The 10,573-nt window shown below is 43.6% G+C and carries 11 protein-coding genes, 1 rRNA gene and 2 riboswitches; of the genes, 7 read left to right on the forward strand and 5 right to left on the reverse strand.

What is annotated here, in order from left to right; all coding sequences use genetic code 11:
- Positions 1-2 precede the first annotated feature (2 nt).
- The 3 genes from ktrA to gbsR all read right to left on the reverse strand — a co-directional run bounded on the left by ktrA (position 3) and on the right by gbsR (position 2,333).
- Positions 3-671 carry a potassium uptake protein KtrA gene (gene ktrA, locus CVV77_RS19835; protein ID WP_003242252.1) on the reverse strand — a complete coding sequence of 223 codons (669 nt, stop codon included), beginning with the start codon at positions 669-671 and terminating at the stop codon, positions 3-5.
- A gap of 72 nt (positions 672-743) precedes the next feature.
- Positions 744-892: riboswitch (cyclic di-AMP (ydaO/yuaA leader) on the reverse strand.
- A gap of 145 nt (positions 893-1,037) precedes the next feature.
- A complete protein-coding gene (gene bslA / locus CVV77_RS19840) occupies positions 1,038-1,583 on the reverse strand; it encodes a biofilm surface layer hydrophobin BslA (RefSeq protein WP_003242255.1) in 546 nt (181 codons plus the stop codon).
- Between the two features lie 207 nt (positions 1,584-1,790).
- Complete coding sequence (gene gbsR, locus CVV77_RS19845; RefSeq protein ID WP_003242257.1) at positions 1,791-2,333, reverse strand: transcriptional regulator GbsR; 543 nt, start codon at positions 2,331-2,333, stop codon at positions 1,791-1,793.
- Between the two features lie 197 nt (positions 2,334-2,530).
- On the opposite strand from gbsR, the gene betB reads away from it, so the two are divergent.
- From betB to CVV77_RS19860, 3 genes are all read left to right on the forward strand, one after another.
- On the forward strand, positions 2,531-4,003 hold the full coding sequence (gene betB, locus CVV77_RS19850; protein WP_100276302.1) for a betaine-aldehyde dehydrogenase: 1,473 nt from the start codon (positions 2,531-2,533) through the stop codon (positions 4,001-4,003).
- A gap of 16 nt (positions 4,004-4,019) precedes the next feature.
- Positions 4,020-5,228, forward strand: a complete 1,209-nt coding sequence (gbsB, locus tag CVV77_RS19855; protein ID WP_032732389.1) for a choline dehydrogenase — start codon at positions 4,020-4,022, stop codon at positions 5,226-5,228.
- Between the two features lie 88 nt (positions 5,229-5,316).
- Positions 5,317-5,895, forward strand: a complete 579-nt coding sequence (locus CVV77_RS19860; RefSeq protein WP_100276303.1) for an MOSC domain-containing protein — start codon at positions 5,317-5,319, stop codon at positions 5,893-5,895.
- 5 nt (positions 5,896-5,900) lie between these two features.
- Here CVV77_RS19860 and CVV77_RS19865 read toward each other — a convergent pair whose 3' ends face one another.
- Positions 5,901-6,389: a DinB family protein gene (locus CVV77_RS19865; protein WP_100276304.1), complete on the reverse strand. Its 489-nt coding sequence runs from the start codon at positions 6,387-6,389 to the stop codon at positions 5,901-5,903.
- Between the two features lie 167 nt (positions 6,390-6,556).
- Between CVV77_RS19865 and CVV77_RS19870 the strand changes: the two genes are divergently transcribed.
- The 3 genes from CVV77_RS19870 to CVV77_RS19880 are packed head-to-tail and all read left to right on the forward strand — an operon-like array spanning position 6,557 to position 9,175.
- Positions 6,557-7,081, forward strand: coding sequence for an NfeD family protein (locus tag CVV77_RS19870; RefSeq protein ID WP_100276305.1), 525 nt, complete (start codon positions 6,557-6,559; stop codon positions 7,079-7,081).
- Between the two features lie 18 nt (positions 7,082-7,099).
- On the forward strand, positions 7,100-8,629 hold the full coding sequence (gene floT, locus CVV77_RS19875; RefSeq protein WP_003242269.1) for a flotillin lipid rafts scaffold protein FloT: 1,530 nt from the start codon (positions 7,100-7,102) through the stop codon (positions 8,627-8,629).
- 24 nt (positions 8,630-8,653) lie between these two features.
- The gene (locus CVV77_RS19880; protein WP_100276306.1) at positions 8,654-9,175 is read left to right on the forward strand and encodes a GNAT family N-acetyltransferase; all 522 of its coding nucleotides are present in this window, start codon (positions 8,654-8,656) and stop codon (positions 9,173-9,175) included.
- A 40-nt stretch (positions 9,176-9,215) separates the two neighbouring features.
- Here CVV77_RS19880 and thiT read toward each other — a convergent pair whose 3' ends face one another.
- Entirely contained in the window at positions 9,216-9,794 is a 579-nt protein-coding gene (thiT, locus tag CVV77_RS19885) for an energy-coupled thiamine transporter ThiT (protein ID WP_100276307.1), read from the reverse strand.
- A 99-nt stretch (positions 9,795-9,893) separates the two neighbouring features.
- Positions 9,894-9,995: riboswitch (TPP riboswitch) on the reverse strand.
- Positions 9,996-10,464: 469 nt separating this feature from the next.
- Between thiT and CVV77_RS19890 the strand changes: the two genes are divergently transcribed.
- Positions 10,465-10,573, forward strand: a 16S ribosomal RNA gene (locus tag CVV77_RS19890); the annotation flags it as partial.

Below are 10,573 nucleotides of genomic sequence, written 5' to 3' on the forward strand. Positions count from 1 at the left end.
GTCTACATCCCTTCGTTTTCAAAACGTTTAATATCCTTTTTGTGCCCCATGATCACCAGGCAATCCTGTTCGTGAATGATGTCTTCAGGTGCGGGAGAAAGACGAATATCTCCATGATGTTTAATAGCCAGGATCGTGCAGCCGTACTTCGCTCTTACATTCAGATCAATAATCGATTTTGAATCAAGCTTGCGTGTTGCCAGCAGCTCGACAATACTGTAATCATCAGATAAATCAATGTAATTCAAAACGTTTTCATCAGAAAGGCTTTGTGCGATTTTGACGCCCATATCCTTTTCAGGATGAATAATGCGGTCAGCGCCGATTTTTTCAAGCACCTTATGATGATAATAGTTTTGCGCCTTTACCCAAATGTTCGGGATGTCAAACTCCTTTAATAGTAAGGTAGTCAGCGTACTCGCTTGAATATTCGCTCCGATGGCAACAATCACATATTCAAAATTACGTATTCCCAATGAAAGCAATTCGTTCTCTTCGGTGGCGTTGGCAATCACTGCATGAGTTGCGTAAGAAGCGTATGCATTTACCTTTTCTTCGTTGATATCAATCGCAAGGACCTCGTGGCCCATTCTATGCAGCTCTTTGCAAATGCTGCCGCCAAAACGGCCCAGCCCGATCACGGCAAATTGCTTATTTTTAATTCTTCCCAATGTTCATATCTCCCTTAGTAAATTAACGTTTTTGAAGCAAAAAAGGCCATTGCAAAGAATGGCCGAAAATAGACCTCCTCTCTGTATACGCCTACGAGGTTAGCTGTCGGATTAGGGATTCAGAGTACCCCCTCTTACTTAGTAAGATTCACCCCAAGGCTGTTAATAAAACAGCCAATCGTTGGTTCCCCCGTTCGTGTTTGATTAAGCGGTAAAAGAGTTTGTATGAAATTGAACACTCAAGAATTTACTCCTGTTTCTAGTGTTTGTCAATTTAAATTTTAAACAAGAAAAAAGATAACTGGAAATAGAGAAAAAAGGGGAGGTGAAAACGCAAAAAAGACCGGCGTGAACCGGTCTTTTAGATTAGTTGCAGCCGCATGGCTGAGTCGGAGGAGTGCTGCGCTTAGCCACGTCAATGCTGGCTTCTGCGTAAAATTTATTTCCGATGCTCAACGATTTATTCTCCGCACGGAAAGTATATGTACCAGCGGCAGGAAGTGTTTTGTTATTCAGTTTTAATTTGAATTCGCCAGCTCCTAACAAATCAAGTGCCAGAGGAATTCTTACTGTTTTCCCGTTGTTGAGGATCTGTGTTGTACGCAAAGCATTTCCGTTCATCGTGTCTTTCGTATTTGCAGTAAATCCGCTTGGCAATGTAAATTCCATAACGCCAAGGCTTAGAAGCGTGTTTGGACGATACGTCAATTCGATATCAGAGAAAGACCATTCAGTTTTGCTGGCTCCTGTGATTGTTGCAAACAATGAAGCTGATGACTGTGTTCTCATAGTAGACTCAGTATGAGCGGAAGTTGATTTAGATTCAGCCGCGAAAGAAGCCGTAGGTGCAGAAACGAGTAAGCCGAGACTTAATGCACTGATTGCCAAAGAAGATAATAATTTGCGTTTCATAATAAAATTCCCCCTAAAAAGTTATAAAATATACTGGCCTGCCCGCTTTTCACCTCCTCTGAATGGCCAAATACAAATTTTACCTACATAAAATTACCATCAAATATTTTGGAAGTAAATGGGGTGTTTTTCCCGTATTTTTCAAATTTGTAGTAATTACATATAAACGAACAAAAAAACGCCCGGTTTCCCAGGCGTTTTTCTGTTTTACTTTGTTTCGATCGGTATAAACTTAAAAATTTCCCCGCTCTGCACCGATTCAGCAAGACGTTTCAGCCAGTCATAGTAGGCTTTAGAGCTTTCCAGCTGCTCGTATAACTGGAGCGCTTCATTTTTTATGTCCTCACTGAGACCTTCCTTGCTTAAAACCTCTTGTAAATCAGCCTGAGCTTCCTCAATCGCTGCTACATTTACTTGAACTTCCCGCTCCCATTTTGGCGGAAAGAAATTAGTGAAAAATTTAAAGAAATCTTTTTCAGCCACAAATGTATGCTTACGGATGCCCCGGTGAAATGTTTTTTTCACTACATTTAAGTCCTGAAGCTTTTTGACGCCTGTGCTCATGCTTGGCTTGCTCATTTGCAATTCCTCACGCATTTCGTCAAGCGTCATCTCATCCCTCATATACATCGTCCCATATAAAATCCCGACACTGCGGGTAATTCCGTAAAGATCCATCGTTTCAGCAATGGAGTCGATAACAAGATCCCGTGCCTGTTCTATAGTTGCAAACTCTGGATTTTCATCCATACTGACCCTCTTTTCCTTTAGAAAATTAAATTCGTTAAGTTATTTCTTTATGTTCTTTATCTTAACGAAACATAAAGAAAAGTCAAAATGAAAAATCAAGATGGGGCTTTGACAGTTTAAAAACCATGTGTTAGATTAAGGTTGTTAAAAACGTTAAATTTTTATTTAACAAACTTTATTACGTCAAGGAGGCTTATATGAGTCAAACATTATACATTGACGGAGAATGGATCAGTGCCGAAAAAGAGCAGATCCGAAGCATTATCAATCCATTTAATCAAGAAGAAATTGCAACCGTAAGCGAGGGAGGGCGAGAGGACGCCATCAAGGCAATCGCAGCCGCGCGAAGAGCATTTGACAAAGGAGAATGGCCATCTCTATCTGGACTTGAACGCGGGAATATTGTTCTGAAAATTGCGGAATTAATCAGACGCGATCTTGATGAGCTGGCTGAGCTTGAATCTCTTGATACGGGAAAAACTCTCGAAGAAAGTAAGGCCGATATGGACGATATCGCCAATGTTTTTCAATACTACGCCGGATTGGCGGATAAAGATGGCGGAGAGATCATTTCATCTCCGATCCCTGATTCGGAAAGCAAAATCATCAGAGAGCCAATCGGGGTTTGCGGCCAGATTACTCCGTGGAATTATCCGCTCCTCCAAGCAAGCTGGAAAATCGCGCCCGCACTGGCTGCAGGAAATACGATCGTCATGAAGCCGAGTGAGATCACGCCGCTGACCACAATCAAAGTCTTTAAGCTGATGGAAGAAGCCGGTGTTCCAAAAGGGGTCGCGAATCTTGTCCTTGGACCGGGAGCCACAGTGGGCGACGAGCTTGCCGCAAACAAAGACGTCGATTTGATTTCGTTTACGGGTGGAATCGAAACAGGCAAAAAAATCATGCAGGCGGCAAGCGGAAACGTCAAAAAAATCGCGCTTGAATTGGGCGGGAAAAATCCCAATATCGTTTTCAAGGACGCAGATTTAGAGGTTGCGGTTGATCAGGCGTTAAACGCTGTTTTTTTCCACGCCGGCCAAGTGTGCTCTGCCGGTTCCCGCTTGCTTGTTGAAGATGCCATTCACGATCAATTTTTAGCAGAGCTTGTCAAACGGGCAAAGCGCATAAAACTTGGAAACGGTTTTCACGCAGAGACAGAAAGCGGCCCGCTTATTTCTGCAGAGCACAGGGCAAAGGTAGAAAAATATGTAGAGATCGGAATACAAGAAGGCGCAAAGCTGGAGACAGGCGGCAAACGCCCGGAAGATCCTGCGCTGCAAAACGGGTTTTTCTATGAACCTACTATTTTCTCTAACTGCAAGTCTGGCATGAGAATCGTTCAGGAAGAGGTTTTCGGTCCTGTATTGACAGTCGAAACCTTCAGCTCGGAAGAAGAGGTAATCGCGCTTGCAAATGATACCATCTATGGCTTGGCCGGAGCGGTATGGTCAAAAGATATTGAAAAGTGTGAACGCGTAGCAGCCCGCTTGAGAATGGGAACCGTTTGGATTAACGATTTCCATCCGTATTTTGCGCAGGCGCCATGGGGCGGCTATAAGCAATCCGGGTTCGGACGCGAGCTTGGAAAAATAGGCCTTGAAGAATACACAGAAGTCAAACATGTGTATCGCAATACAAAACCGGCAGCGGTTAATTGGTTCAATTCATAAGAGGGGGAGATTGATGATGACATTAAATATGAAAGTAGAAAGCATGCAAAAATTCCACACATTTGAAATTCCGACTGTGATTAAGCACGGAATCGGAGCCGTCAAGCATACGGGTGAAGAAGTAGCTGCGCTGGGTGTTTCAAAAGCACTTCTTGTCACAGACCCTGGGATTTATAAAGCCGGCGTTGCTGATCCTGTTATCGAATCACTTAAAGAAGCAGGCATTGAAGTGGTGCTCTTTAATAAAGTAGAGCCAAACCCGCCTGTCCGTCTGGTGAATGAAGGATCTGAGCTATACAAAAAAGAGAACTGTAATGGTTTAGTGGCAGTCGGAGGCGGAAGCTCCATGGATACAGCGAAAGCAATCGGAGTAGAAGCAACTCACGAAGGAAGCGTGCTTGATTATGAAGCGGCAGATGGAAAAAAACCGCTGGAAAACCGCATTCCTCCGCTGACGACAATTCCGACAACGGCCGGAACAGGATCAGAAGTAACCCAGTGGGCGGTTATCACAGATGAAGAAAGAGAATTCAAATTCAACACGGGCGGTCCGCTGATCGCAGCGCACCTGACCATCATTGATCCTGAGCTTCATATTTCAATGCCTCCGCATGTAACAGCCATGACGGGAATTGATGCGCTTGCTCATGCCATTGAGTGCTATACTATGAAATTTGCGCAGCCAATTACGGATGCAGTTGCCTTGATGGCGATTGAATATGCCGCTCATTACATTAGAAGAGCATTTGCTGACGGAGAGGATCTGGAAGCAAGATACGGAATGGCGCAGGCTGCGATGCTTGCAGGTCTTTCTTACGGCAGTGAATCAGCGGGCGCGGCTCATGCGATGAGCCAAACGCTTGGCGGTATTATCCCAGTCGCTCACGGTCAATGTGTGGCTGCGATGATGGGTCCTGTCATGGAGTACAACTGGAAGGGCTATCCTGAGAAGTTTGCACGTATTGCGAAAGCGTTCGGTATTGATACAAGCAATATGACAACAGAAGAAGCTGCGAAAGCATCTGTTAATTGGATGTATGACCTTGTTGAAGATTTAGAAGTACCGACTTTAGAAGAGCAGGGAGTATCACCCGATATGATCGAACGCTTGTCAAAAGAAGCAATGAAAGATCCGCAAACCTTCGGAAATCCTAGAGATTTAAATGAAAAAGCATACAATTGGATCTACAAGCGCTGCTTTAACCTTACACCTAAAACAGTATAATCGATGTCCCGCTCATTTACAGAGCGGGATTTTTTTTGGATAATGAAGCATAGATGGAAATTTTAGAGAAGAAGGAAGGTACCGGCTGATGTGGAAGCGTATGACTGCAAAAACGGAAGGCTTATATATCGCAGATACAGAAAGTTTCGTAACAAAGCAAATGGAAAAGCTTGATTTTGATTATGGCGGCATCCCGGGCGACTTGCATTTTGGCCTGACCAAAAAAGCGGGAGCCAGAGAACCAATGTTTTCAAAAGGGACAGAAATTTTCAACCGCAGACAAATTTCTATTGTATCAATAGAGGAATGTGATCTAATTGCTTTAAAAATGGGAGTGCCGAACATTTTGCCGGAATGGCTTGGGGCGAATGTGGCAGTCAGCGGCATACATGATTTCACATCATTAAAAGAAGGAAGCCGGCTCATTTTCCCAAGCGGAGCCGCTTTGCTGTGTGAGGGAGAAAATGATCCGTGTATCCAGCCGGGCGAAGTCATTCAATCTTATTATCCGGACAAGCCGAAGCTGGCGCCTGCTTTCGTCCGCCACGCACTGGGCATAAGAGGGATTGTCTGCATTGTTGAGAGACCCGGTGCTGTTTATTCAGGTGATGAAATAGAAGTTCATTCCTATCAGCGGAAAGTCAAACGAAAAGCAGAAAGGGTCTGACCAAATCAGACCCTTTCTACCTTTTCTTTAATTTCTTTAATCTGGCTGAGGTGCCGTTTTTCATGGTGGCCGATAAAATCGATCCACTGTCTGACAGTCAGCTCTTGAAACACAGGATGCGGAAGCACTCTCTCAAAATCTTCTTCTTTCAGAGAGGCAATTGCAGCTGTCAGCTGCTCTCTCACTACATCAAGCTCGCGTTTCATTTGACTGCCTGAAATAAAATCATGCTCAGGCTCAAGGTGACTCGGAGCTTTCCGTTTATTGTTTCTGTCCTGTGCAGTCTCAAGCGGTTTTTCTTCAACTTCTTTAACAGGAGCTTCCTTTACCCGTTCCTTCAGCATTTTTTGTGCGGCCATATCGATTTTTTTCAAATGGTCAAGAACTTCACGTATGCTCCATTCTTCAGCAGAAGGCTTTTGATTCAGCTTTTCGTCAGAAAGTCCTTTCACTTCGTTCCACGTTTCTAATCTGGCTTCATTAAAGATACTCATCATATCTCCTCCTAAAATGACATTACCATATATATAAGCAATTATCATTTATAAAGCACTTAACAGGGAGTATTTATCTAAAAATTTTGAAACCTTTTCCATTGTGTCTCGTATAAATGGTAACGGCAGCCGTTCATCAATGCATTGATGAGGAAAGGATGAGGCATTTGGAGTTATTGGGCGTTCCTATACAAACAATTTATCTTTATACGCTTATTATTGCGGGCAGTCTTACGCTGTTATTTCTATTTTTCGGAGATGTATTTGCAGGGCTGTCAGAAGGCATTCCGCTTCTTAATCCGACATTGGTGCTCGCATTTTTCACATGTTTTTCAGCAGGCGGATATATAGGCGAGCTCATATTGCCCCTGTCCAGCATGTTGCTCGCGTTTTTATCTTGCATCCTTTCGATCATTCTGGTGACATTGCTTCACATCTTTGTACTCATACCATTATCATCCGCTGAAGAATCTTTGGCTTATAAAGAAGCTGATCTAAAAGGAAGAGTCGGTAAAGTGATTACAGCTGTTCCTGTTGACGGGTTTGGTGAAGTAGTCATTGAAGGGATAGGCGGCACCATCTCGAAGTCAGCGGTCAGCTTTGAGAATCAGCAGATCAGTTACGGAACAACGGTTTTAGTTGTAGATGTCAACAACGGAGTTCTTTCGGTTACTCCGCATGAACCTATATAAAACAAGGAGGAATGTGATATGACAATGCCGATTATAATTGTCATCGGAGTTGTATTCTTTTTATTAATTGCACTAATAGCCGTGTTTATCACAAAGTATCGTACGGCAGGGCCTGATGAAGCGTTAATCGTAACGGGGAGCTATCTCGGCAATAAAAACGTTCATGTCGATGAAGGCGGCAACCGTATTAAAATCGTCCGCGGCGGAGGAACCTTTGTTCTACCCGTCTTCCAGCAGGCAGAGCCGCTAAGCCTATTATCAAGCAAACTGGATGTTTCGACACCTGAAGTCTATACAGAACAAGGAGTGCCTGTAATGGCCGATGGAACTGCGATTATTAAAATCGGCGGTTCTATAGGAGAAATCGCTACAGCAGCCGAACAATTTTTAGGGAAATCAAAAGAAGACCGTGAGCAGGAAGCGCGGGAGGTTTTAGAAGGCCATCTTCGTTCCATTCTCGGCTCAATGACAGTTGAAGAAATCTATAAAAACAGGGAGAAATTTTCTCAAGAGGTGCAGCGTGTCGCTTCACAGGACCTCGCGAAAATGGGGCTTGTAATCGTCTCCTTTACCATTAAAGATGTACGTGATAAAAACGGTTATCTTGAATCATTAGGGAAACCGAGAATTGCCCAGGTAAAGCGTGATGCTGATATCGCAACAGCAGAGGCTGATAAAGAAACCCGGATTAAGCGGGCAGAAGCGGACAAAGATGCAAAAAAATCAGAGCTTGAACGGGCGACAGAAATCGCTGAAGCTGAAAAAATCAATCAGCTCAAAATGGCTGAATACCGCAGAGAACAAGATACGGCAAAAGCGAATGCCGACCAGGCATATGATTTAGAGACTGCCAGGGCGCGCCAGCAAGTCACAGAGCAGGAAATGCAGGTTAAAATTATCGAACGCCAAAAACAAATAGAACTGGAAGAAAAAGAAATTCTTCGCCGTGAACGCCAATACGACTCAGAGGTAAAGAAAAAAGCCGATGCAGACCGTTATTCAGTCGAGCAGTCCGCAGCAGCCGAGAAAGCCAAACAGCTCGCGGAAGCCGATGCCAAGAAGTACAGTATAGAAGCAATGGCGAAGGCTGAGGCGGAAAAAGTCAGAATTGACGGACTGGCAAAAGCAGAAGCTGAAAAAGCGAAAGGGGAAACAGAAGCTGAGGTTATCCGCCTAAAAGGTCTGGCAGAAGCGGAAGCAAAAGAGAAAATTGCGGCTGCCTTCGAGCAGTACGGGCAGGCTGCGATCTTCGACATGATCGTAAAAATGCTTCCGGAATACGCGAAACAAGCTGCTGCACCTCTTTCAAATATTGATAAAATCACCGTTGTTGATACAGGTGGAAGCGGTGAATCAAGCGGCGCCAACAAAGTAACCAGCTATGCGACAAACTTAATGTCAAGCCTGCAAGAAAGCTTGAAAGCATCGTCGGGAATTGACGTAAAAGAAATGATTGAGAACTTTTCAGGAAAAGGAAACGTAAAACAAAGCATTAACGAATTAACAAATGAAATAAAAGAAGCAAAAACGGTCCAAAAACCAGAATAATGACTGCGGAAAGGATTGCAGCAGATGGTAATCTTACGAGAAGCAAAGGTAGAAGATATAAAGGACATTGCAAAGGTGCATGTGGACAGCTGGAGGACAACATATCGCGGAATTGTCCCGGCTGATTACTTAAACAGTCTGAATTATAAGGAATTTGAAGACAAATGGAAAAGCCGCTCGTTAAAGGGTGTATTTGTCGCTCAGGATGAAAAAGGCTCGATATTCGGCTTTGCTTCATTTGGACCTATCAGCTCTGAACAAAAAGGCTATGACGGCGAGCTATACGCTATTTACCTTTTAGAAGAACATCAGCGGCAAGGGGCAGGAAGAGCGCTCTTAGCAAAAGGAGCAGAGTTTTTGCTTCATCATGGGTTTTCGAGCATGTTTGTTTGGGTGATGGAGAAGAACCCCTCAATTACATTTTATCAGTCCTATTCCCCTGAAAGAGAAGCGGAGGACAGCTTTGAAATTGCAGGAGAAAGGCTGAAAGAAGTAGGGTTTGGCTGGCCGGATCTTCCTGCTTTGAAAACAGTCCTTAACAGATAGCAAAAAACAACCCCCAGCGGATTGCGCTGGGGGTTTCTCGTTAAGCTCTGTCAGTTTTGAGCAAACGCGGTGCTGTCATAAACAATAAACAAAGGACAATTGCACAGATGATGAATGAAGGAACCATATAGGTAGCATTATAAGTTAAAGAATAAATCCATACAGGCGTTCCTTTTGGAGCGAAGCTGCCGAAAAACACAGCCCCTGAAATGACATGTGCGGCATAGCGCAGGAAACTGCCGATAAAAACTGCGCTGACCACTGAAACAATCAGTTTCCCTTTTGTTTTGGATACAGCGGCTTTACGGACAGAAGAAGCGAAAAATCCGCTTAATCCGATAGCTGCAAACGCGATAAGGTAATCTAGCAATAGCTGGACAGGGTGTTGTGCGAATAAGTTTCCGATCGCTATTTGAACAAGACCTGTCAGCAGACCGGTAGTAAGGCCAGCTTTGACACCCCACCGAAAGGAAATCAAAAAGATCGGAATCATCATGATGGAGACCGAGCCTCCTTGAGGCATACGGAGAAACATTCCCGAGACGATGTCTAAAATAACAGCAGCCGCAGTCATAATTGCAATTTCAATAAGACGAACCAGTTGCTTAGATTGATTCATAAAATCCCCTTCCATCAATAGACAAACCAAAAGGACAACAAAAAAGCAGCACGCGGAAGGATGAGAAAAGTTCCACGCACTGCTTTACAATCTGCAATTCATTTGACTTTGCCACATCCCTACGCCAGCGTTAACTAACAGGTTCAAAGGGTCAGAACGAAACCGCTCACTCTCAGCTTTAATGCTCCCCTTGTGGTCATCAGTATTTAGTTCGTTTCTACTATACAAGAAAAAGAAAAAAACAACAAGATTGCATTACTGAATAGATGTTCTTTTAAAATAGCTATATGATAAATACGGGATAGATACCATGACGAAGATTATAGTTTATTTGTTTTATAGATTTTTTAAAAAAAACTATTGCTTTAAATGAATACAGGTGTTATATTATTAAACGTCGCTGATGAACAGCAGACAAAACAAGAAGCTTCAAACAATTCGAAAAAAAGTTGTTGACAAAAAAGAAGCTAAATGTTATATTGGTAAAGCTGCTTCATTGAGAAGTAAGTAACAGAATGATCTTTGAAAACTAAACAAGACAAAACGTACCTGTTAATTCATTTTTAAATAAATCGCACAGCGATGTGCGTAGTCAGTCAAACTAGGGCCTGCACGATGCAGGTCACACAGGTGTCGCCGCAGAATGCGGTGAACTTAACCTGTGATCCATTTATCGGAGAGTTTGATCCTGGCTCAGGACGAACGCTGGCGGCGTGCCTAATACATGCAAGTCGAGCGGACAGATGGGAGCTTGCTCCCTGATGTTAGCGGCGGACGGG

Source organism: Bacillus sp. SN1 (assembly GCF_002796895.1).
GTDB lineage: Bacteria > Bacillota > Bacilli > Bacillales > Bacillaceae > Bacillus > Bacillus inaquosorum.